This is a genomic window from Sphaerotilus uruguayifluvii (assembly GCF_013294065.1).
GTDB classification, from domain to species: domain Bacteria; phylum Pseudomonadota; class Gammaproteobacteria; order Burkholderiales; family Burkholderiaceae_C; genus Sphaerotilus; species Sphaerotilus uruguayifluvii.
The window spans coordinates 20,886-42,137 of sequence record NZ_JABSNM010000026.1 but is presented as its reverse complement, the minus strand read 5'-3'; the positions used below and the strand labels follow the sequence as shown (position 1 = coordinate 42,137).

Annotated in this window: 20 protein-coding genes and 1 tRNA gene; 20 read left to right on the top strand and 1 reads right to left on the bottom strand. The window is 68.4% G+C overall.

The window, feature by feature from the left end; all coding sequences use genetic code 11:
* The first annotated feature begins 207 nt into the window (after positions 1-207).
* Positions 208-2,151, top strand: a complete 1,944-nt coding sequence (gene acs / locus HNQ01_RS20345) for an acetate--CoA ligase (RefSeq protein ID WP_217427634.1) — start codon at positions 208-210, stop codon at positions 2,149-2,151.
* A 140-nt stretch (positions 2,152-2,291) separates the two neighbouring features.
* Here acs and HNQ01_RS20340 read toward each other — a convergent pair whose 3' ends face one another.
* Positions 2,292-2,579 carry a c-type cytochrome gene (locus HNQ01_RS20340; RefSeq protein ID WP_173807343.1) on the bottom strand — a complete coding sequence of 96 codons (288 nt, stop codon included), beginning with the start codon at positions 2,577-2,579 and terminating at the stop codon, positions 2,292-2,294.
* Positions 2,580-2,752: 173 nt separating this feature from the next.
* Between HNQ01_RS20340 and HNQ01_RS20335 the strand changes: the two genes are divergently transcribed.
* The 19 genes from HNQ01_RS20335 (at position 2,753) to nuoH (ending at position 21,250) form a co-directional block, all read left to right on the top strand.
* Entirely contained in the window at positions 2,753-2,992 is a 240-nt protein-coding gene (locus HNQ01_RS20335) for a TIGR04438 family Trp-rich protein (protein ID WP_173807342.1), read from the top strand.
* A 66-nt stretch (positions 2,993-3,058) separates the two neighbouring features.
* A complete protein-coding gene (gene lgt, locus HNQ01_RS20330) occupies positions 3,059-3,880 on the top strand; it encodes a prolipoprotein diacylglyceryl transferase (RefSeq protein WP_173807341.1) in 822 nt (273 codons plus the stop codon).
* Complete coding sequence (tsaD, locus tag HNQ01_RS20325) at positions 3,877-4,953, top strand: tRNA (adenosine(37)-N6)-threonylcarbamoyltransferase complex transferase subunit TsaD (RefSeq protein WP_173807340.1); 1,077 nt, start codon at positions 3,877-3,879, stop codon at positions 4,951-4,953. The genes lgt and tsaD overlap by 4 nt, the downstream gene beginning before the upstream one ends.
* A gap of 19 nt (positions 4,954-4,972) precedes the next feature.
* On the top strand, positions 4,973-6,250 hold the full coding sequence (locus HNQ01_RS20320; protein WP_217427631.1) for a branched-chain amino acid ABC transporter substrate-binding protein: 1,278 nt from the start codon (positions 4,973-4,975) through the stop codon (positions 6,248-6,250).
* A 22-nt stretch (positions 6,251-6,272) separates the two neighbouring features.
* The gene (locus HNQ01_RS20315; RefSeq protein WP_173807338.1) at positions 6,273-7,466 is read left to right on the top strand and encodes a pyridoxal phosphate-dependent aminotransferase; all 1,194 of its coding nucleotides are present in this window, start codon (positions 6,273-6,275) and stop codon (positions 7,464-7,466) included.
* Between the two features lie 104 nt (positions 7,467-7,570).
* Positions 7,571-7,834 carry a 30S ribosomal protein S15 gene (gene rpsO / locus HNQ01_RS20310; protein ID WP_173807337.1) on the top strand — a complete coding sequence of 88 codons (264 nt, stop codon included), beginning with the start codon at positions 7,571-7,573 and terminating at the stop codon, positions 7,832-7,834.
* 195 nt (positions 7,835-8,029) lie between these two features.
* The gene (pnp, locus tag HNQ01_RS20305) at positions 8,030-10,363 is read left to right on the top strand and encodes a polyribonucleotide nucleotidyltransferase (RefSeq protein WP_173807336.1); all 2,334 of its coding nucleotides are present in this window, start codon (positions 8,030-8,032) and stop codon (positions 10,361-10,363) included.
* Between the two features lie 44 nt (positions 10,364-10,407).
* Entirely contained in the window at positions 10,408-11,409 is a 1,002-nt protein-coding gene (locus HNQ01_RS20300) for an NAD(P)H-quinone oxidoreductase (protein ID WP_173807335.1), read from the top strand.
* A gap of 42 nt (positions 11,410-11,451) precedes the next feature.
* Positions 11,452-12,201, top strand: a complete 750-nt coding sequence (tpiA, locus tag HNQ01_RS20295) for a triose-phosphate isomerase (RefSeq protein WP_173807334.1) — start codon at positions 11,452-11,454, stop codon at positions 12,199-12,201.
* Positions 12,202-12,247: 46 nt separating this feature from the next.
* Complete coding sequence (gene secG, locus HNQ01_RS20290; protein WP_173807333.1) at positions 12,248-12,625, top strand: preprotein translocase subunit SecG; 378 nt, start codon at positions 12,248-12,250, stop codon at positions 12,623-12,625.
* A gap of 244 nt (positions 12,626-12,869) precedes the next feature.
* Positions 12,870-12,954, top strand: a tRNA-Leu gene (locus HNQ01_RS20285).
* A 166-nt stretch (positions 12,955-13,120) separates the two neighbouring features.
* The gene (locus HNQ01_RS20280; RefSeq protein WP_173807332.1) at positions 13,121-13,480 is read left to right on the top strand and encodes an NADH-quinone oxidoreductase subunit A; all 360 of its coding nucleotides are present in this window, start codon (positions 13,121-13,123) and stop codon (positions 13,478-13,480) included.
* Positions 13,481-13,529: 49 nt separating this feature from the next.
* Positions 13,530-14,006, top strand: coding sequence for a NuoB/complex I 20 kDa subunit family protein (locus HNQ01_RS20275; RefSeq protein WP_037482740.1), 477 nt, complete (start codon positions 13,530-13,532; stop codon positions 14,004-14,006).
* Positions 14,007-14,023: 17 nt separating this feature from the next.
* Entirely contained in the window at positions 14,024-14,623 is a 600-nt protein-coding gene (locus HNQ01_RS20270; RefSeq protein WP_173807331.1) for an NADH-quinone oxidoreductase subunit C, read from the top strand.
* Between the two features lie 29 nt (positions 14,624-14,652).
* On the top strand, positions 14,653-15,906 hold the full coding sequence (locus tag HNQ01_RS20265; RefSeq protein ID WP_173807330.1) for an NADH-quinone oxidoreductase subunit D: 1,254 nt from the start codon (positions 14,653-14,655) through the stop codon (positions 15,904-15,906).
* Positions 15,907-15,951: 45 nt separating this feature from the next.
* Positions 15,952-16,464, top strand: a complete 513-nt coding sequence (gene nuoE / locus HNQ01_RS20260; protein WP_173807329.1) for an NADH-quinone oxidoreductase subunit NuoE — start codon at positions 15,952-15,954, stop codon at positions 16,462-16,464.
* 17 nt (positions 16,465-16,481) lie between these two features.
* Positions 16,482-17,834 carry an NADH-quinone oxidoreductase subunit NuoF gene (gene nuoF / locus HNQ01_RS20255; protein ID WP_173807328.1) on the top strand — a complete coding sequence of 451 codons (1,353 nt, stop codon included), beginning with the start codon at positions 16,482-16,484 and terminating at the stop codon, positions 17,832-17,834.
* A 15-nt stretch (positions 17,835-17,849) separates the two neighbouring features.
* On the top strand, positions 17,850-20,165 hold the full coding sequence (nuoG, locus tag HNQ01_RS20250; RefSeq protein WP_173807327.1) for an NADH-quinone oxidoreductase subunit NuoG: 2,316 nt from the start codon (positions 17,850-17,852) through the stop codon (positions 20,163-20,165).
* Between the two features lie 26 nt (positions 20,166-20,191).
* Complete coding sequence (gene nuoH, locus HNQ01_RS20245; protein WP_173807326.1) at positions 20,192-21,250, top strand: NADH-quinone oxidoreductase subunit NuoH; 1,059 nt, start codon at positions 20,192-20,194, stop codon at positions 21,248-21,250.
* Positions 21,251-21,252: the final 2 nt, after the last annotated feature.

Below are 21,252 nucleotides of genomic sequence, written 5' to 3'. Positions count from 1 at the left end.
CGATCAAGGGAAAACCAGCGGATGACAGCGTTTGCAGCGTGTCAGGATGAAGCGTGTGTCGGGCCGGATACGGTTTGCACGACCGGGAACGGAATTTGCGAAGTAAGGGCTTCGTAAGAGCCCCTGCCTACTGTCAGGTCCGGCACTTTTCCACCGCAGGAGACACGCGTGACCCAAGCCGAGAATACCCCCGATACCAAGCTCTATATGCCTTCCGAGGCCTTCATGGCCAATGCAGCGGTTTCCGGCATGGCGGCCTACGAGGCGCTGTGCGCCAAGGCCGAAGCGGATTACGAAGGTTACTGGGCGGATCTCGCCCGCGAGCTGATCAGCTGGAAGACGCCGTTCACCAAGACGCTGAACCAGTCCGAGGCACCGTTCTTCAAGTGGTTCGAGGACGGCACGCTCAACGCCTCCTACAACTGCCTGGATCGCAACGTCGAGCGCGGCCTGGGCGACAAGACCGCCATCATCTTCGAGGCCGACGGCGGCGAGGTCACCAAGGTCACCTACAGCGAGCTGCTGGCCAAGACCTGCCAGATCGCCAACGGCCTGAAGAGCCTGGGCATCGGCAAGGGCGACCGCGTCATCATCTACATCGCGATGTCGATCGACGGCGTGGCGGCGATGCAGGCCTGCGCCCGCATCGGCGCGACGCACTCGGTGGTGTTCGGCGGCTTCTCGGCGCAGTCGCTGCGCGACCGCATCGAGGACACCGGCGCCAAGGCCGTCATCACCGCCGACTGCCAGGTCCGCGGCGGCAAGAAGCTGCCGCTGAAGGCGATCGTCGACGAGGCGCTGGCGATGCCGGGCTGCGAGAAGATCGAGAAGGTGCTGGTGGTCAACCGCGCCGACGCCGCCGTCACGATGAAGGAAGGCCGCGACGTCTGGATGGCCGACGTCACGGCAGGCCAGCCCGACACCTGCGAGCCGGAATGGGTCGGTGCCGAGCACCCGCTGTTCCTGCTCTACACCTCGGGCTCGACCGGCAAGCCCAAGGGCGTGCAGCACTGCACCGGCGGCTACCTGCTGCACGCTGCGCTGACCTGCAAGTGGACCTTCGACCTGAAGCAGGACGATGTCTTCTGGTGCACCGCCGACATCGGCTGGGTCACCGGCCACACCTACATCACCTACGGCCCGCTGGCGCTGGGCGGCACCGAGATCGTGTTCGAGGGCGTGCCGACCTACCCGGACGCCGGCCGCTTCTGGAAGATGATCCAGGACCACAAGGTCTCGATCTTCTACACCGCGCCGACCGCGATCCGCTCGCTGATCAAGGCAGCCGAGTCGAACGACGCGGTGCATCCGAAGAGCTACGACCTGTCGTCGCTGCGTCTGCTGGGCTCGGTGGGCGAGCCGATCAACCCGGCCGCCTGGGAGTGGTACTACCAGCACGTCGGCGGCAGCCGCTGCCCGATCGTCGACACCTTCTGGCAGACCGAGACCGGCGGCCACATGATCACCCCGCTGCCGGGCGCCACGCCGATGGTGCCGGGTTCGTGCACGCTGCCGTTCCCGGGCATCCAGTTCGCCGTCGTCGACGAGACCGGCACCGAGCTGCCGTGGGGCAAGGGCGGCATCCTGGTCTGCAAGAAGCCGTGGCCGTCGATGATCCGCACGATCTGGGGCGACCCGGAGCGATTCAAGAAGTCCTACTACCCCGAGGACTTCAAGGGCCAGCTGTATCTCGCCGGCGACGGCGCGATCCGTGACGCCAAGACCGGCTACTTCACCATCACCGGCCGCATCGACGACGTGCTGAACGTCTCCGGCCACCGCATGGGCACGATGGAGATCGAGTCGGCGCTGGTGAGCTGCACCGACCTGGTCGCCGAGGCCGCGGTCGTCGGTCGTCCGGACGAGACCACCGGCGAGGCCGTCTGCGCCTTCGTCGTGCTGAAGCGTCCGCTGCCGGCAGGCGACGAGGCCAAGGCCATCGCCAAGCAGCTGCGCGATCACGTCGGTCGCGAGATCGGCCCGATCGCCAAGCCCAAGGACATCCGCTTCGGCGAGAACCTGCCCAAGACCCGCTCGGGCAAGATCATGCGCCGCCTGCTGCGCTCGATCGCCAAGGGCGAGGACATCACGCAGGACACCTCGACGCTGGAGAACCCGGCGATCCTGGGTCAGCTGGGCCAGGCCTACTGATCCCGGACGGTGTCTGTCCGGCCCGCGTGATGCGGGCCGGAAAGAACGAAGCCCCGCGGTGCGGGGCTTTTTTCTTGTCGGGTGGCCGCTGCGTCAGCGCGTCGGTCCGACCCGCGATCCGGCGAGTCCGCCGGACGCCATCACTTCTGGCTCAGCACCCAGGCGACCAGCGTCTTGGCTTCTTCCGGCGTGACGTTGTTGGCCGGCATCGGCACCGGGCCCCAGACGCCGGAGCCGCCCTTGACGACCTTGTCGGCCAGCTTGGCCGCGACTTCCTGGTAGGCCGGGCCGACCAGCTTCTTGTCGATGGCGTGGCAGGCCAGGCAGCCCTTCTTGGAGGCCAGGTCGGCGGGCGCGTCGGCGGCGAAGGCCGGGGCGGCCAGCGTGGCGGCGGCGGTCAGGGCGGCGAGTGCGAGCAGGGATTTCATCGCGTGGACTTCCGTTGCGGTGGGTTGAGGAAACATGCAGTGCAACGATTGTAGGAGCCGGCGCGTTGACCTTCCTTGATGCAGACACGCCCCGCACCGGCCAGGGCGGGTTATGCTCTTCGGGGACTGGACAGACAGGGCCGGAGGCACCGGCCGCGCAAGGGGGATTCGCGATGGGACTCGTCGTGCTGGGGCTGCTGGGCATCGTGCTGAAGGCGGCCGGAATCGGGGCGGTGGCGAACTGGAGCTGGTGGGTGGTGCTGCTGCCGCTGGCGCTGGCGCCGCTGTGGTGGCATCTGTCGGACCTGACCGGGCGCACCCGGCGCCTGCAGGAGGCGCGCCACGACGCGCGCCGCCGCGAGCGCCGTCGCGCCACGATCGACGCGCTCGGCCGCCGCGCACCGCCGCGCTGAACGCCGCGGCGCGGGATCGGCGGGATGCAAGGCGGCGGGCAGGGCCGCCCCTTATCATCCGCTCCCATGCTGATCCATCCCCAGTTCGATCCGGTCGCGCTTGCGCTCGGCCCCGTCCAGGTCCACTGGTACGGTCTGACCTATCTGGCCGCCTTCGGCCTGTTCTACTGGCTGGCCACCCGCCGCATCCTGCAGCCGGTCTATGCCGCGCGCGGCTGGACGCCGCGCGAGGTCGAGGACCTGCTGTTCTACGGCATCGTCGGCGTCATCCTGGGCGGGCGTCTGGGCTATGTGCTGTTCTACAAGCCGGCCTACTACCTGGCCCATCCGGCCGAGATCGTCGCGGTCTGGAAGGGCGGCATGGCCTTCCACGGCGGGCTGCTGGGCGTGATCGTGGCGCTGGCGGTGTTCGCCTGGGTGCGCAAGCGCCGCTTTCTCGAGGTGACCGATCTGGTCGCCCCCTGCGTGCCCACCGGCCTGGCCTGCGGGCGCGTCGGCAACTTCATCAACGGCGAGCTCTGGGGCCGGGCGGCCGACGCGTCGCTGCCCTGGGCGATGGTCTTCCCGCAGTCGGGCACCGACCTGCCGCGCCACCCCTCGCAGGTCTACCAGTTCCTGATGGAGGGGCTGCTGCTCTTCGCCATCCTGTGGCTGTACGGCCGCAGCCGCGGCGCCCATCACCGCGCCGACGGCACGGTGGTCTGGGGTCGCGTCTCGGGCCTGTTCCTCGTCGGCTACGGGATGTTCCGCTTCATCGCCGAGTATTTCCGCGAGCCTGACAGCTTCCTGGGCCTGCTGGCGCTGAACCTCAGCATGGGCCAGTGGCTTTGCGTGCCGATGGTCGTCGCCGGCGCCCTGATCTGGGTCTGGGCCGGGAGGCGCGCATGAGCACGGCTCCGCTTCGCGTGCTGGGCATCGAGTCCTCCTGCGACGAGACCGGCGTGGCGCTGGTCGAGCTGCCCGAGGGGGCGGCCGGCGCGGCCGCGCCGCGGCTGCTGGCGCATGCGCTGCACAGCCAGATCGACATGCACCAGGCCTACGGCGGCGTGGTGCCGGAGCTGGCCTCGCGCGACCACATCCGCCGCGTCGTGCCGCTGCTGCGCGAGACGCTGGCCGGCGCCGGCCTGGGGCTGGAGGCGGTCGATGTCGTCGCGCACACCCGCGGGCCCGGCCTGGCCGGGGCGCTGCTGGTGGGCGCCGGCGCGGCCTGCGCGCTGGCGATGGCGCTGGACCGGCCGGTGCTGGGCGTGCATCACCTCGAGGGTCACCTGCTGTCGCCCTTCCTCTCGGCCGATCCGCCGGAGTTTCCCTTCGTCGCGCTGCTGGTCTCGGGCGGGCACACCCAGCTGATGCGGGTCGACGGCGTCGGCCGCTACCAGCTGCTCGGCGAGACCATCGACGACGCGGCCGGCGAGGCCTTCGACAAGTCGGCCAAGATGCTCGGCCTGGGCTATCCGGGCGGGCCGGCGCTGGCGCGGCTGGCCGAGCAGGGCAATCCGCAGGCCTACCGGCTGCCGCGGCCGCTGCTGCGCGGCGATCTGCTCGACTTCTCCTTCGCCGGGCTGAAGACGGCCGTGTGGACCCAGCTGGCGAAGATCGACGCCGGCGAGGACATGGCCGGCGACGGCCATGCGCAGGAACGCGCCGATCTGGCCGCCTCGACCCAGGCGGCGATCGTCGAGGTGCTGGTGGCCAAGTCGATGCTGGCGCTGAAGCAGACCGGGCTGAAGCGCCTGGTGGTGGCCGGCGGCGTCGGCGCCAACCGCCAGCTGCGCGCCGATCTGGACGCGCAGTGCCGCCGCCGCGGCGTGCGGGTGCACTATCCCGAGCTGCACCTGTGCACCGACAACGGCGCGATGATCGCGCTGGCCGCGGCGATGCGGCTGCAGTCCGGCCAGGCCGAGGCGCGGCGCCAGTACGACTTCGATGTCCGCCCGCGCTGGGATCTGGCCAGCGTCTGATCCGCATCCGAGGTCCGAGATGAACTTCCGTCTGAATGTCGTCGCGCGCGCCGCTCTGGCCGGTGCGCTGCTCGGCCTGTGTGCTGCGGCCCAGGCCGCCGAGCCGGTGCGGCTGGCGCTGATCGAGGGCCTGTCGGGCCCGTTCGCCAACGCCGGCGAGGCGGTGGCGCGCAACCTGGGCTGGGCGATCGAGCGGGTCAATGCCCGCGGCGGCGTGAAGCTGCCCGGCGGCGCGCGCCCGCTCGAGCTGGTGCGCATGGACAGCAAGGGCTCGACCGAGGAGGCGCTGGCGCTGCTGCGCGCGGCCACCGACCAGGCCGTGCCGGTGGTGATGCAGGGCAACAGCTCGGCGGTGGCGGCCGCGCTGGTCGAGGCGCTCAACCGCCACAACGCCCGCGAGCCGCAGCGCCGCGCGCTGTTCCTGAACTACTCGGCGGTCGATCCGGTGCTGACGAACGAGAAATGCAGTCCGTGGCATTTCCGCTTCGACGCGCATGCCGACATGCGCCTGTCGGCGCTGGTCGACGTGCTGCAGCAGGACAGCGCGCTGCGCCGGGTCTATCTGATCGGCCAGGACTACAGCTTCGGCCAGCATGTGCTGAAGAAGGGGCGCGAGATGATCGCTGCGCGCCGGCCCGACATCCAGATCGTCGGCGAGGAACTGCATCCGGTCGGCCGCATCAAGGACTTCCTGCCCTACGCGACCAAGATCCGGGCCAGCGGCGCGCAGGCGGTGCTGACCGGCAACTGGGGCAACGACCTGACGCTGCTGATCAAGGCGGCGCGCGAGGTCGGCTTCGAGGGGCGCTTCTACACCTTCTACGGCAACGCGCTGGGCGTGCCGGCCACGCTGGGCGAGAGCGGGGTGGGGCGGGTGGTCGCGGTGGCCGAATGGCATCCGAACGTCGGCGACAAGGCCTCCGACGCGCTGGTGCGCGCTTTCCACCAGCGCTTCCCGAAGCCCGAGGACGACTACCTGCACCTGCGCATGCAGGTGATGGTCGAGATGCTGGCGCAGGCGATCGAGCGCGCGGGCTCGCTGGACGCGACCGCGATCGGCAAGGCACTGGCGGGCGCGCGCTTCGACGGCCGCTCGCTGGGCGGCCTGGGCGCGGGTCAGATGCGCGCCGCCGACCACCAGTTCATCCAGCCGCTCTACGTCAGCACGATGCAGAAGGCCGGCAGCGAGGGCGTGCGCTTCGATGTCGAGGGCAGCGGCTACGGCTTCCGCACCGTGCGCTACCTCGCGCCGGAGCAGACGGCGCAGCCGCATTCGTGCAAGATGGCCTCTTGGTGAAATTGCCAGAACGGGAGCCCTGATGCGCGCGCTGATCGCCGACCTTCCCGCCTCGCGCATCCGCGAGGTCGCCGACGCGGCGATGGGCCGCAGCGACGTGCTGGCCTTCTGGTTCGGCGAGAGCGACGAGATCACGCCGATGGCGGTGCGCGACGCCGCCGTCACCTCGATCGAGGCCGGCGAGACCTTCTACTCGCCCAACCTCGGCCTGCCGGAGCTGCGCTCGGCGCTGGCCGCGCAGGTCTCGCGGCTGCACGCGCCGCCGGCGCCGATCGGGCCGGAGCGGGTCGCGGTGACGTCGTCGGGCGTCAGCGCGCTGATGCTGGCGCAGCAGGCGCTGGTCGAGGCCGGCGACGAGGTGGTGGTGGTCGTGCCGGTCTGGCCCAATCTGGCCGCGCAGCCGGCGATCCTGGGCGCGCGGGTGCGCCGGGTGAGCCTGCGGCCGGGCGCGGGCGGCGTCTGGTCGCTCGATCTGGACGAATTGCTCGCCGCCGTCACGCCGGCCACGCGGGTGCTGATCGTCAACGCGCCGAACAACCCGACCGGCTGGACGATGAGCCGGGCCGATCAGCAGACGCTGCTGGCGCACTGCCGCCGCACCGGCACCTGGATCGTCGCCGACGAGGTCTACGAGCGGCTCTACTACCCGCAGGATCCGCCGCCCGCTGGCTCGACCGAGGCGGCGCGGCTGTGCGCGCCGAGCTTTCTCGACATCGCCGCGCCCGACGACCGGCTTATCGTCATCCACAGCTTCTCGAAGAGCTTCCTGATGACCGGCTGGCGCCTGGGCAGCCTGATCGCGCCCGAGGCGCTGATGCCGCACGTCGCCAAGCTGATCGAGTTCAACACCTCCTGCGCCCCGGTCTTCGTGCAGCGCGCCGGGCTGGCGGCGCTGGCGGCCGCGCCCGAGGCGGTGCCGGCGCTGCAGTCGCGGCTGCGGCTGTGCCGCGACACGCTGGTCGACGCGCTGCAGGCGCTGCCGCGCGTCGAGGTCGCCCGGCCCGAGGGGGCGATGTATGCCTTCCTGCGCATCGAGGGCGAGCCCGACTCGCTGGCGCTGGCGCGCCGCCTGGTCGCCGAGCACGGACTGGGCCTGGCGCCGGGCTCGGCCTTCGGGGCGGAGGGTGAAGGCTGGCTGAGATGGTGCTTCGCGTCACGCCAGCCGCAGCGGCTGCTGGCCGGGGTCGATCGGCTCGCGCGTGCCTTGACGCTATAATGGCGGGCTTCGCCGGTTCCAGACTGGCGGGGACCACACGGCGCGGATCGGTTCCATTCGCGACCGCAAGTCAAACCATCAATCCGGAACCGAAGGAAACGCACATGTCCGAGATCAACAAGGCCGAGATCGTCGCCTCCAACGCCCGTGGCGTCGCCGACACCGGTTCTCCTGAAGTCCAGGTCGCGCTGCTGACCGCGCGCATCAACCACCTGACCCCGCACTTCAAGGCCAACAAGAAGGACCACCACGGTCGTCGCGGCCTGCTGCGCATGGTCAGCCGCCGCCGCAAGCTGCTGGACTACCTGAAGGCCAAGGACGCCGACCGCTACGTCGCGCTGATCCAGAAGCTGGGCCTGCGCAAGTAATCTGCGCATGCATGCGAAGAGCCTGTCTGGATCGGCCAGCACAGGCTCTTTGTCTTTCTGAATTCCTCTTCCTCCCTTTCGGTCGCGCGTGGGCGCTGCTGTGTCATTCCACCGGGGTCGCGCCAGCGGCTGGCGGTCCCGGTGGAATGGCATCCCAGCCGCGGTGACCGGGACGAACACACGGAGCATCCATCCATGAGCCTGTTCAACAAGATCACCAAGACCTTCCAGTGGGGCCAGAACACCGTTCGCCTCGAGACCGGCGAGATCTCGCGCCAGGCCTCCGGCGCGGTCGTCGTCGACATCGACGGCACCGTGGTGCTGGCCACCGTCGTCGGCGCCAAGAGCGCCAAGCCGGGCCAGGACTTCTTCCCGCTGACCGTCGACTACATCGAGAAGGCCTACGCCGCCGGCAAGATCCCGGGCAGCTTCTTCAAGCGCGAGGCCAAGCCCTCCGAGCTGGAAGTGCTGACCAGCCGCCTGATCGACCGCCCGCTGCGCCCGCTGTTCCCGGAAGGCTTCTACAACGACGTGCACGTGGTCATCCACCTGCTGTCGCTGAACCCGGAAGCCCCGGCCGACATCGCCGCGCTGATCGGCTCGTCGGCCGCGCTGGCCATCTCGGGCATTCCGTTCAACGGCCCGGTCGGCGCCGCGCGCGTGGGCTATGTCAACGGCGAGTACGTGCTGAACCCCGGCCCGACGCAGCTGAAGTCCTCCAAGCTGGACCTGGTCGTCGCCGGCACCGAAGCGGCCGTGCTGATGGTCGAGTCCGAGGCCGACCAGCTGTCGGAAGAGGTGATGCTGGGCGGCGTGAGCTTCGGTCACGAGCAGGCCCGCGTCGCCATCGCCGCGATCAACGAGCTGGTGCGTGACGCCGGCAAGCCCGACTGGGTCGAGGCCGGCCTGTGGACGCCGCCGACCAAGAACGAGCCGCTGATCGCCAAGGTCGAGGAATTCGGTCTGGCCAAGATCCAGGCGGCCTACCAGATCCGCTCCAAGCAGGCCCGCACCCAGGCCTGCCGCACCGCCTACGCCGAGACCAAGGCCGCGCTGGCCGAGGCGGGCGTCGAGTTCGACGGCGTCGAGGTCGACAACCTGCTGTTCGAGCTGGAAGCCAAGACCGTCCGTGGCCAGATCCTGGCCGGCGAGCCGCGCATCGACGGCCGCGACACCCGCACCGTGCGCCCGATCGAGATCCGCACCGGCGTGCTGCCGCGCACCCACGGCTCGGCGCTGTTCACCCGCGGCGAGACGCAGGCGCTGGTCGTCGCCACCCTGGGCACCGACCAGGACGCGCAGCGCATCGACGCGCTGGCCGGCGAGTTCCAGGACAAGTTCCTGTTCCACTACAACATGCCCCCGTTCGCCACCGGCGAAGTGGGCCGCATGGGCTCGACCAAGCGCCGCGAGACCGGCCACGGTCGTCTGGCCAAGCGTGCCCTGGTGCCGCTGCTGCCGAACAAGGAAGACTTCGCCTACACCATCCGCGTCGTCTCGGAGATCACCGAGTCGAACGGCTCGTCGTCGATGGCCTCCGTCTGCGGCGGCTGCCTGGCGATGATGGACGCCGGCGTGCCGATGAAGGCGCACGTCGCCGGCATCGCCATGGGCCTGATCAAGGAAGGCAACCGCTTCGCGGTGCTGACCGACATCCTGGGTGACGAGGATCACCTGGGCGACATGGACTTCAAGGTGGCCGGCACGACCGCGGGCGTCACCGCCCTGCAGATGGACATCAAGATCCAGGGCATCACCAAGGAGATCATGCAGGTCGCGCTGGCGCAGGCCAAGGAAGCGCGTCTGCACATCCTGGGCAAGATGACCGAGGCCGTGTCCGGCGCCAACACCGAGGTGTCCGAGTTCGCGCCCCGCCTCTACACGATGAAGATCAATCCGGAGAAGATCCGCGACGTCATCGGCAAGGGCGGCTCGGTCATCCGCGGCCTGTGCGAGGAGACCGGCTGCCAGATCGACATCGGCGAAGACGGCACCATCACCATCGCCTCGACCGATGCCGAGAAGGCCGAGCTGGCCAAGAAGCGCATCGCCGACATCACCGCCGAGGCCGAGATCGGCAAGGTCTACGAAGGCCCGGTCACCAAGATCCTGGACTTCGGTGCGCTGATCAACATCCTGCCGGGCAAGGACGGCCTGCTGCACATCAGCCAGATCGCCCACCAGCGCGTCGAGAAGGTCACCGACTTCCTGACCGAAGGCCAGATCGTCAAGGTCAAGGTGCTCGAGACCGACGAGAAGGGCCGCATCAAGCTGTCGATGAAGGCGCTGCTCGAGCGTCCGGAAGGCATGGAGGACGAGCCGCGCTTCGAGCGTCCGCGCCGCGAGTACGGCGACCGTCCGGAGCGTGGCGATCGCGGTCCGCGCCGTGACCGTGGCGACCGCGCTGATCGTGGCGACCGTGGTGACCGCGCCGAGCGTCCGCCGCGCGGCGAGCAGGGTGCCGCGCCGGGCGCCGCCGATGCGCCGGCCGAGCAGCAACAGCAGCAACAGCAGCAACAGCAGCAGTGATGCGGGCCTGAGGCGCCGCAGCCGAACGCACGGAGGATGACGCGATGAAGGCCATCGAGATCACGCGCCCCGGCGCCCCCGAGGTGCTGGTGCAGGGCCTGCGCCCCGACCCGGTGCCGGGCGCGGGTGAGGTGCTGATCCGCGTGGCCGCCAGCGGCGTCAACCGGCCGGACGTGCTGCAGCGCAAGGGCGCGTATCCGCCGCCGCCGGGCGCCTCCGACCTGCCGGGTCTGGAGGTGGCCGGCGTCATCGTGGACGGCGACGCCGCCGCGATGGCCGCGGCCGGCCTGTCGATCGGCCAGCGCGTGTGCGCGCTGACGCCGGGCGGCGGCTATGCCGAGCTGTGCGTGACGCCGGCGGTGCAGTGCCTGCCGGTGCCGGACGGCCTGTCCGACCTGGAGGCGGCCAGCCTGCCGGAGACCTTCTTCACCGTCTGGTCGAACGTCTTCATGCGCGGCGGGCTGCAGCCCGGCGAGACCTTCCTGGTCCAGGGCGGCACCAGCGGCATCGGCGTGACCGCGATCCAGCTGGCCAAGGCCTTCGGGGCCACGGTCATCGCCACCGCCGGCAGCGACGACAAGTGCCAGGCCTGCCTGGCGCTGGGCGCCGACCATGCGATCAACTACCGCACGGCCGACTTCCAGGCCGAGGCGCTGCGCCTGACGGACGGGCGCGGCGTCGACGTGATCCTCGACATGGTCGCGGGCGACTACGTCGCGCGCGAGGTGGCCTGCCTGGCCGAGGACGGTCGCCTGGTCATCATCGCGGTGCAGGGCGGCACGAAGGCGCAGCTCGACGCCGGCCTGGTGCTGCGCCGTCGGCTGACGGTGACCGGCTCCACGCTGCGTCCGCGCTCGGTCGCCTTCAAGGGCGGGATCGCCGCGGCGCTGCGCCAGCAGGTCTGGCCGCTGCTGGCCTCGCGCCGCATCCACCCGGTCATTCATGCGGTGATGCCGGCGGCCGAGGCCGCCGCTGCCCATGCGCTGATGGAGTCGAACCAGCATGTCGGCAAGATCGTGCTGCGCTGGGACGCGCTCCCGGCCTGACGCATTCCGGATTTCTCAACTCGATATCGATAGGGACTGAAGATGACGACACGTCGCAAACTGGTGGTGGGCAACTGGAAGATGCACGGCAGCCATGCCGCCAACGCCGAGCTGCTGCAGGGCATCCTGGCCGCGCGTCCGTTCGCGGCCGCCGATGTGGCGGTCTGCGCGCCGTTCCCCTACCTGTCCGAAGTCGCGGTGACGCTGGCCAACAGCGGCGTGGCCTGGGGCGCGCAGGATGTCTCGGCGCACGCGCAGGGCGCCTACACCGGCGAGGTCTCGGCGGCGATGCTGCAGGAGTTCGGCTGCCGCTACGCGATCGTCGGCCACTCGGAGCGTCGCGCCTACCATGGCGAGACCGACCAGCAGGTCGCCGACAAGGCCCAGGCCGCGCTCTCCAAGGGCCTGACCCCGATCGTCTGCGTCGGCGAGACGCTCGAGCAGCGCGAGGCCGGCGAGACCGAGGCGGTCGTCAAGCGCCAGCTCTCGGCGGTGATCCACACGCTGGGCCAGTGCATCGGCGAGATCGTCGTCGCCTACGAGCCGGTCTGGGCGATCGGCACCGGCCGCACCGCCACGCCCGAGCAGGCACAGGCCGTCCACGCCGTGCTGCGTGCCCAGCTGGCGGCCGCGACCTCGCGTGCCGCCGAGATGAAGCTGCTCTACGGCGGCAGCGTCAAGCCGGACAACGCCACGATCCTCTTTTCTCAGGCCGACATCGATGGCGGCCTGATCGGCGGTGCAGCGCTGAAGGCGGCGGATTTCGTCGCCATCGCGCGCGCCGCAGGCTGATCCTGCGCGCAGGGCGCAGGCAGCGGTCTTTCTCGGAGTCTTCTCGATGCAAGTGTTGATGAATCTCGTGCTGCTGCTGCAGATGGTGGCGGCGGTGGCGATGATCGGTCTGGTGCTGGTGCAGCACGGCAAGGGGGCCGACATGGGCGCGTCGTTCGGCGGCGGCGCCTCCGGCAGCCTGTTCGGTGCGACCGGCAGCGCCAACTTCCTGTCGAGATCGACGGCGGTGGCGGCGACCGTGTTCTTCGTGTGCACGCTGGCGCTGGCCTATTTCGGCAACCTGCGTTCGAGCGGCAACGAGGGCAGCATCCTGGACCGCGCCGCCGCTCCGGCGGCGGCCAGCGCTCCGGCTGCGGCTTCGGCGGCTGCACAGATCCCGGGCCTGGTCGCTCCGGCCGCCTCGGCCGAGGCAGCGTCGCGCTGACGCAACGCTGCGGCGTGACGATCGGGTGCGCCCGGATTCACTGAAGTTGTGGATTCGATACAGCGCGGCGATCGTCACGCTTCAAGTGACAGAAAGGCTTGAGATAAACCCTGGGTCACGTTAGAATTCATGTCTGTGCTGACGAGCAAACCTCAAGCAGATCAGCGACAGAAGCCGGCAGAGTTTGATTCGCAATGATGTGAGCCAACCTGCCGAGATCGAGAGAGACGATCAACAACCCGATGCCGTCGTGGTGAAATTGGTAGACACGCTATCTTGAGGGGGTAGTGGCGAAAGCTGTGCGAGTTCGAGTCTCGCCGACGGCACCAGAGATCAAGTGACACGTGGATCGATTTCTCATACGGTGATCGATCCGGCGCCCTGGCAAGGCACAGGGAACAGGTGGGCGCGCTGAACATTCGGTAGGACACTCCGGTGTCTTCCATGGCAGCGCGCTTTATTTTTGCCGTACGAGGATCTGGCGAGCCGACCGACATGAACCTGGAACAATACCTCCCCGTCATTATGTTCATCCTCGTCGGCGTCGGTGTCGGCGTCGCGCCCCAGGTCCTGGGTGCGCTGCTGGGTCCGCACCGGCCGGACCCGGCCAAGAACTCCCCCTACGAGTGCGGTTTCGAGGCCTTCGAGGACGCGCGCATGAAGTTCGACGTGCGCTACTACCTCGTCGCCATTCTCTTCATCCTGTTCGATCTCGAGATCGCGTTCCTGTTCCCCTGGGCGGTGTCGCTGCGTGAAATCGGTGCGACAGGTTTCTGGGCGATGATGATCTTCCTCGGCATCCTGGTCGTCGGGTTTGCCTACGAGTGGAAGAAGGGCGCCCTCGACTGGGAATGATCGCTCCGCACCGGAAAACCGATCACCGCAAGAGCCACGGAAGAACACGATGGGCATTGAAGGCGTTTTGAAAGAAGGCTTCGTCACGACGAGTGTCGATGCTCTGATCAACTGGTCGAAGACTGGTTCCCTCTGGCCGATGACCTTCGGTCTGGCGTGCTGCGCGGTCGAGATGATGCATGCGGGTGCGTCCCGCTACGACATCGACCGCTTCGGCATGCTGTTCCGGCCGAGTCCGCGGCAGTCCGACCTGATGATCGTCGCCGGCACGCTGTGCAACAAGATGGCGCCGGCGCTGCGCAAGGTCTACGACCAGATGGCCGAACCGCGCTGGGTGCTGTCGATGGGGTCCTGCGCCAACGGCGGCGGCTACTACCACTACAGCTATTCGGTCGTGCGCGGCTGCGACCGGGTCGTGCCGGTCGACGTCTACGTCCCGGGCTGCCCGCCGACCGCCGAGGCCCTGCTCTACGGCATCCTGCAGCTGCAGGCCAAGATCCGTCGCGAGAACACCATCGCGCGCTGAAACGCCGGGAGGACGACATGACCCAGAAACTCGATACCCTGCAGGCGGCGCTCGAGCGCATCCTCGGCGAGCGTGTCTCGAAGATCGTGCGCGCACGCGGCGAGATCACGATCACCGTGAAGGCCGCCGACTACTTCGGCGTCTGCAAGACGCTGCGCGACCATCCGGACCTGTCGTTCGAGATGCTGATCGACCTCTGCGGCGTGGACTACAGCACCTACCGCGATGGCGAATACGACGGCCTGCGCTATGCGGTGGTCTCGCACCTGCTGTCGGTCAGCAAGAACTGGCGCCTGCGCATCAAGGTGTTCGCGACCGACGACGACTTTCCGGTCGTGGCCGCGGTCACGCCGCTGTGGACGGCCGCCAACTGGTTCGAGCGCGAGGCCTTCGACCTGTACGGCATCGTCTTCGAAGGTCATGAAGACCTGCGCCGCATCCTGACCGACTACGGTTTCATCGGCCATCCGATGCGCAAGGACTTCCCGGTCACCGGCCATGTCGAGATGCGCTACGACCCCGAGCAGAAGCGCGTGATCTACCAGCCGGTGACGATCGAGCCGCGCGAGATCACTCCGCGCGTCATCCGCGAAGACAACTACGGCGGTCTGCACTGAGCGGCGCGGCACCAGAGGTTTGATGAGCCATGGCTGAGATCAAGAACTACACCCTGAACTTCGGTCCGCAGCACCCGGCGGCCCACGGCGTGCTGCGCCTGGTGCTGGAGCTCGACGGCGAAGTCATCCAGCGTGCGGACCCGCACATCGGTCTGCTGCACCGCGCCACCGAGAAGCTGGCCGAACACAAGACCTTCATCCAGTCGCTGCCGTACATGGACCGTCTCGACTACGTGTCGATGATGTGCAACGAGCATGCGTACTGCCTGGCGATCGAGAAGCTGCTCGGCATCGAGGTGCCGGAGCGCGCGCAGTACATCCGCGTGATGTTCAGCGAGATCACCCGCCTGCTGAACCATCTGCTGTGGCTGGGCTGCCACGGCATGGACTGCGGCGCGATGAACATGCTGATCTACTGCTTCCGCGAGCGCGAGGACCTCTTCGACATGTACGAGGCGGTGTCGGGCGCGCGCATGCATGCGGCCTATTTCCGTCCGGGCGGCGTCTACCGCGACCTGCCGGACTCGATGCCGCAGTACAAGCACAGCAAGATCCGCAACGCCAAGGCGATGGCCCAGCTCAACGAGAACCGCCAGGGCTCGCTGCTGGACTTCATCGAGGACTTCGTCAAGCGCTTCCCGAAGCTGGTCGACGAGTACGAGACGCTGCTGACCGACAACCGCATCTGGAAGCAGCGCACCGTCGGCATCGGCGTCGTCACGCCGGAGCGTGCGCTCAACCTGGGCCTGACGGGCGCGATGCTGCGCGGCTCGGGCATCGCCTGGGATCTGCGCAAGACGCAGCCCTACGATGTCTACGACCGCATGCAGTTCGACATCCCGGTGGGCGTGAACGGAGACACCTACGACCGCTACCTGGTTCGCGTCGAGGAAATGCGGCAAAGCAACCGCATCATCCAGCAGTGCGTCGACTGGCTGCGCAAGAACCCCGGCCCGGTCATCACCGACAACCACAAGGTGGCGCCGCCCTCGCGCGTCGAGATGAAGACCTCGATGGAGGAGCTGATCCACCACTTCAAGCTCTTCTCCGAAGGCTTCCACGTCCCCGAGGGCGAGGCCTACGCGGCGGTCGAGCACCCGAAGGGCGAGTTCGGCATCTACCTGATCAGCGACGGGGCCAACAAGCCCTACCGCATGAAGATCCGCCCGCCCGGCTACGTGCATCTGGCAGCGCTCGACGAGATGTCGCGCGGCCACATGATCGCCGACGCGGTCGCCATCATCGGCACGATGGACGTCGTGTTCGGCGAGATCGACCGCTGAGCTGGACGATCACTGAAGACCGCTGAAGACCGCTGAGAATCATCCATGTTCAGTGAAGCCACCCTGGCGCGGTTCGCGCGCGAAGTTGCCAAGTACCCGGCCGACCAGAAGCAGTCGGCCGTGATGGCGTGTCTGTCGATCGCCCAGCAGGAGCAGGGCTGGGTCTCGCCGGAGGCCGAGAAGGCCATCGCCGACTATCTGGGCATGGCCCCGATCGCGGTGCGCGAGGTCACGACCTTCTACAACATGTACAACCAGCGGCCGGTCGGGCAGTTCAAGCTGAACGTCTGCACCAACCTGCCGTGCCAGCTGCGCGACGGCCAGAAGGCGCTGGAGAAGCTGTGCAAGGAGCTCGGCGTCGAGGACGGCGGCACCACGCCGGACGGCGTGTTCACCGTGCAGAAGTGCGAGTGCCTGGGCGCCTGCGCCGATGCGCCGGTGATGCTGGTCAATGACCGCCAGATGCTCAGCTACATGAGCGACGACCGCCTGAAGGAGCTGGTGAAGGTGCTGCGCGCCAGCGCCAAGCCCGCCGCCGCGGCCGGCAAGAAGAACTGAACGGAGTGGACAGGCCCATGACGCTCTCGCTCGATCTCTCGAAGTTCCAGGCCACCGGCCTGGAAACCTGTTTCCACGACCGCCACATCAACCCGCAGATCTACGCGGGTCTGGACGGCACGAACTGGCGCCTGAAGGACTACGAGGCGCGCGGTGGCTACCAGGCGCTGAAGAAGATCCTGGCCAAGGACGGCGGCGCCGGCCTGACCCAGGACCAGGTCATCGCCGAGGTCAAGGCCTCCGGCCTGCGCGGCCGCGGCGGTGCGGGCTTCCCGACCGGCCTGAAGTGGAGCTTCATGCCGCGCGCGCTGCCGGTGCAGAAGTACCTGGTCTGCAACACCGACGAAGGTGAGCCGGGGACCTGCAAGGACCGCGACATCATGCGGTACAACCCGCACATCGTCATCGAGGGCATGATCATCGCGGCCTACGCGATGGGCATCTCGGTCGGCTACAACTACGTGCACGGCGAGATCTTCGAGGTCTACGAGCGCTTCGAGGAAGCCCTGGAAGAGGCCCGCGCGGCCGGCTACCTGGGCAACAACATCCTGGGCTCGAGCCACAGCTTCCAGCTGCACGCGCACCACGGCTTCGGCGCCTACATCTGCGGCGAAGAGACCGCGCTGATCGAGTCGATCGAGGGCAAGAAGGGCCAGCCGCGCTTCAAGCCGCCGTTCCCGGCCAGCTTCGGCGTCTACGGCAAGCCGACGACGATCAACAACACCGAGACCTTCGCGGCGGTGCCCTGGATCATCCGCAACGGCGGCCAGGCCTACCTCGAGTGCGGCAAGCCGAACAACGGCGGCACGAAGATCTTCTCGATGGTCGGCGACGTGCAGCGTCCGGGCAACTACGAGATCCCGATGGGCACGCCCTTCAGCAAGCTGCTGGAACTGGCGGGTGGCGTCAAGGGCGGCAGGAAGCTCAAGGCGGTGATCCCGGGCGGCTCGTCCTCGCCGGTGCTGCCGGCCGACATCATGATGGCCTGCACGATGGACTATGACTCCATCAGCAAGGCCGGCTCGATGCTGGGCTCGGGCGCGGTCATCGTGATGGACGAGACCCGCTGCATGGTCAAGAGCCTGCTGCGCCTGTCGTACTTCTACGCGCACGAGTCCTGCGGCCAGTGCACGCCGTGCCGCGAAGGCACCGGCTGGCTGTACAAGATGGTCGAGCGCATCGAGCACGGCCATGGCCGCCCGGACGATCTGGCGCTGCTCGACAACGTGGCCGAGAACATCATGGGCCGCACGATCTGCGCGCTCGGTGACGCCGCCGCGATGCCGGTGCGCGGCATGCTCAAGCACTTCCGTGCCGAGTTTGCCCACCACATCGAACACAAGACCTGCATGGTCCCGGCGTACATCTGATCGGGGCAGACGAACATGGTTGAAATCGAACTCGACGGCAAGAAGGTGGAAGTGGCCGAAGGCAGCATGGTCATGCATGCGGCCGAGAAGGCCGGCACGCTGATCCCGCACTTCTGCTATCACAAGAAGCTCTCGATCGCGGCGAACTGCCGCATGTGCCTGGTCGACGTGGAGAAGGCTCCGAAGCCGATGCCCGCCTGCGCCACCCCGGTGACGCAGGGCATGATCGTGCGCACCAAGAGCGACAAGGCGATCAAGGCCCAGCAGTCGGTGATGGAGTTCCTCCTCATCAACCACCCGCTGGACTGCCCGATCTGCGACCAGGGCGGCGAATGCCAGCTCCAGGACATGGCGGTCGGCTACGGCAAGGGCGCCTCGCGCTACGAGGAAGAGAAGCGCGTCGTCTTCCACAAGGAAGTCGGCCCGCTGATCTCGATGGAGGAGATGAGCCGCTGCATCCAGTGCACCCGCTGCGTGCGCTTCGGCCAGGAGATCGCCGGCCAGATGGAGCTGGGCATGGTCAACCGGGGCGAGCACTCGGAGATCACCACCTTCGTCAACGGCACCGTCGACTCCGAGCTGTCGGGCAACATGATCGACATCTGCCCGGTCGGCGCGCTCACCAGCAAGCCCTTCCGCTACTCGGCCCGCACCTGGGAGCTGTCGCGTCGCAAGAGCGTCAGCCCGCATGACTCGACGGGTGCCAACCTGATCGTGCAGGTCAAGAACCACAAGGTGCTGCGCGTCGTTCCGTACGAGAACGAGGCCGTCAACGAATGCTGGATCGCCGACCGCGACCGCTTCAGCTACGAGGCCCTGAACGGCGAGGCCCGCCTGACCCAGCCGATGGTCAAGCAGGGCGGCCAGTGGAAGACCGTCGACTGGACGGTCGCGCTGGAATATGTCGCCAACGGCCTGAAGAACATCAAGTCGCAGCACGGCGCCGCCACGATCGGTGCGCTGGCCTCGGCCACCAGCACCAGCGAGGAGCTCTTCCTGCTGGGCGAGCTGGTGCGCGGCCTGGGCAGCCAGAACGTCGACCACCGCCTGCGCCAGAGCGACTTCCGCACGGAAGCCGGCGCGGTGCGCTGGCTGGGCCTGCCGATCGCCGAGCTGTCGTCGGTCGACCGTGCGCTGGTCATCGGCTCCTTCCTGCGCAAGGATCACCCGCTGTTCGCGCAGCGTCTGCGCCAGGCGGCCCGCCACGGCGCGCAGATCATGCGTGTCGGTGCGCAGGCCGAGGACTGGGCGCTGCCGGTGGGTGCCGAGATCGTCGCGGCGCCGTCGCAATGGCTGTCGGTGCTGATCGAAGTCGCCGCTGCGGTGGCCACGGCCAAGGGCGTGACCGCACCGCTGGCGGTGCAGCCGGGCGAGCAGGCCCAGGCCATCGCCGAGGCGCTGCTGTCGGGCTCGAAGGGCGCGGTGCTGCTGGGTCAGGCGGCGTCCGCCCACCCGCAGGCGGCCGAGCTGCTGTCCATCGCCAACTGGATCGCTGCGCAGACCGGCGCGTCCTGCGGCTTCCTGGGTGACGCCGGCAACAGCGTCGGCGCCCAGCTGGTCGGCGCGCTGCCGGGCCAGGGTGGCCTGAACGCCGGCGAGATGCTGGCCAAGCCGCTCAAGGCCTACCTGCTGTTCAACACCGAGCCGGTGCTGGACGCGGCCAACGCCGCGCAGGCCGCCAAGGCGCTGGCCGCGGCCGAGATGGTCGTCGCCTTCAGCCCCTTCCAGGCCAATGTCGAGTTCGCCGACGTGATCCTGCCGGTCGCGCCGTTCACCGAGACGGGCGGCAGCTTCGTCAACGCCGAGGGCCGCGTACAGTCCTTCCACGGCGTGGTGCGTCCGCTGGGCGACACCCGTCCGGGCTGGAAGGTGCTGCGCGTGTTGGGCAACCTGCTGGGCCTGAACGGCTTCGCGCAGGAAACGGTCGAGGACGTGCGTGCCGCGGCGGGCCTGAACGATGCCGCCAAGGTGTCGGCGCGCCTGTCCAACGCCAGCAGCGCCACGCCGCAGCTCGCTGCGGCGCCGGCCGGCCTGCAGCGCATCGCCGACGTGCCGCTGTACGCCACCGATTCGATCGTGCGCCGCGCGCCCTCGCTGCAGGCGACCACCGATGCCGGCCGCCCGCGCGTGGCCATCGGCACCGCGCTGGCCGCCCGGCTGGGCGTGCAGGCCGGTGGCAAGGTCCGCGTCAAGCAGGGCGAGGGCGCCGTCGTGCTGCCGGTCGCCATCGACGCGACGCTGGCTGCCGACACCGTGCGCGTCAGCGCCGGTTGCCCTGAAACCGCCGCGCTTGGTGCCGTCTTCGGCGCCGTGAGCCTCGAGCGCGCCTGAGTCGCCGTCGCAGAAAAGAGCTGATGATGCTGGATACCCTGCAAACCACCGGCGCCGCGACCCTGGGAGGTGCGTGGCCTGTCGTCTGGACCCTGCTGAAGATCGTCGCGGTGCTGCTGCCGCTGCTGGGCTGCGTGGCCTACCTGACGCTGTGGGAGCGCAAGGCCATCGGTCGCACCCAGGTGCGTCCGGGCCCGAACCGCGTCGGTCCGATGGGTCTGCTGACCCCGATCGCCGATGCGGTCAAGCTGATCTTCAAGGAGATCATCGCCCCGACGGCGGCGAACAAGGGCCTGTTCTTCCTCGGCCCGATCATGACGATCATGCCGGCGCTGGCCGCCTGGGCGGTCGTGCCCTTCGGTCCGGAAGTGGCGCTGTCGAACGTCAACGCCGGCCTGCTGTTCCTGATGGCGATCACCTCGATGGAAGTCTACGGCGTGATCATCGCCGGCTGGGCCTCCAACTCGAAGTACGCCTTCCTGGGCGCGATGCGCGCCTCGGCGCAGATGGTCAGCTACGAGATCGCGATGGGCTTCTGCTTCGTCGTCGTGCTGATGGTCGCCGGCAGCCTGAACATGAGCGACATCGTCGTCAGCCAGACCAAGGGCCAGTTCGCCTCGATGGGCCTGAACTTCCTGTCCTGGAATTGGCTGCCGCTGCTGCCGATCTTCATCGTCTACTTCATCTCGGGTCTGGCCGAGACCAACCGCCACCCGTTCGACGTGGTGGAAGGCGAGGCGGAAATCGTCGCCGGTCACATGATCGAGTACTCGGGCATGTCGTTCGCGATGTTCTTCCTGGCCGAGTACGCCAACATGATCCTGGTGTCGATGCTGGCCGTGCTGATGTTCCTGGGCGGCTGGGATGCTCCGCTGGGCTTCCTGTCCTTCATCCCGGGCTGGATCTGGCTGGGCATCAAGACCTTCTGCGTCGTGACCATGTTCCTGTGGGTCCGCGCGACCTTCCCGCGCTACCGCTATGACCAGATCATGCGCCTGGGCTGGAAGATCTTCATTCCGGTCACGCTGGTGTGGCTGCTGGTGGTGGGTCTGTGGATCCAGTCGCCGCTGAACATCTGGAAGTAAAT

Excerpts from the sequence above, each read along its gene's own strand:
- HNQ01_RS20300 (WP_173807335.1), top strand. The coding sequence starts at position 10,408 with ATGAAGGCCATCGAGATCACGCGCCCCGGCGCCCCCGAGGTGCTGGTG.
- rpsO (WP_173807337.1), top strand. The coding sequence starts at position 7,571 with ATGTCCGAGATCAACAAGGCCGAGATCGTCGCCTCCAACGCCCGTGGC.
- HNQ01_RS20340 (WP_173807343.1), bottom strand. The coding sequence starts at position 2,579 with ATGAAATCCCTGCTCGCACTCGCCGCCCTGACCGCCGCCGCCACGCTG.
- secG (WP_173807333.1), top strand. The coding sequence starts at position 12,248 with ATGCAAGTGTTGATGAATCTCGTGCTGCTGCTGCAGATGGTGGCGGCG.
- HNQ01_RS20320 (WP_217427631.1), top strand. The coding sequence starts at position 4,973 with ATGAACTTCCGTCTGAATGTCGTCGCGCGCGCCGCTCTGGCCGGTGCG.
- HNQ01_RS20265 (WP_173807330.1), top strand. The coding sequence starts at position 14,653 with ATGGCTGAGATCAAGAACTACACCCTGAACTTCGGTCCGCAGCACCCG.
- HNQ01_RS20335 (WP_173807342.1), top strand. The coding sequence starts at position 2,753 with ATGGGACTCGTCGTGCTGGGGCTGCTGGGCATCGTGCTGAAGGCGGCC.
- acs (WP_217427634.1), top strand. The coding sequence starts at position 208 with ATGCCTTCCGAGGCCTTCATGGCCAATGCAGCGGTTTCCGGCATGGCG.
- HNQ01_RS20315 (WP_173807338.1), top strand. The coding sequence starts at position 6,273 with ATGCGCGCGCTGATCGCCGACCTTCCCGCCTCGCGCATCCGCGAGGTC.
- nuoG (WP_173807327.1), top strand. The coding sequence starts at position 17,850 with ATGGTTGAAATCGAACTCGACGGCAAGAAGGTGGAAGTGGCCGAAGGC.
- pnp (WP_173807336.1), top strand. The coding sequence starts at position 8,030 with ATGAGCCTGTTCAACAAGATCACCAAGACCTTCCAGTGGGGCCAGAAC.
- tpiA (WP_173807334.1), top strand. The coding sequence starts at position 11,452 with ATGACGACACGTCGCAAACTGGTGGTGGGCAACTGGAAGATGCACGGC.
- HNQ01_RS20280 (WP_173807332.1), top strand. The coding sequence starts at position 13,121 with ATGAACCTGGAACAATACCTCCCCGTCATTATGTTCATCCTCGTCGGC.
- nuoH (WP_173807326.1), top strand. The coding sequence starts at position 20,192 with ATGCTGGATACCCTGCAAACCACCGGCGCCGCGACCCTGGGAGGTGCG.
- tsaD (WP_173807340.1), top strand. The coding sequence starts at position 3,877 with ATGAGCACGGCTCCGCTTCGCGTGCTGGGCATCGAGTCCTCCTGCGAC.
- lgt (WP_173807341.1), top strand. The coding sequence starts at position 3,059 with ATGCTGATCCATCCCCAGTTCGATCCGGTCGCGCTTGCGCTCGGCCCC.
- HNQ01_RS20275 (WP_037482740.1), top strand. The coding sequence starts at position 13,530 with ATGGGCATTGAAGGCGTTTTGAAAGAAGGCTTCGTCACGACGAGTGTC.
- nuoE (WP_173807329.1), top strand. The coding sequence starts at position 15,952 with ATGTTCAGTGAAGCCACCCTGGCGCGGTTCGCGCGCGAAGTTGCCAAG.
- HNQ01_RS20270 (WP_173807331.1), top strand. The coding sequence starts at position 14,024 with ATGACCCAGAAACTCGATACCCTGCAGGCGGCGCTCGAGCGCATCCTC.
- nuoF (WP_173807328.1), top strand. The coding sequence starts at position 16,482 with ATGACGCTCTCGCTCGATCTCTCGAAGTTCCAGGCCACCGGCCTGGAA.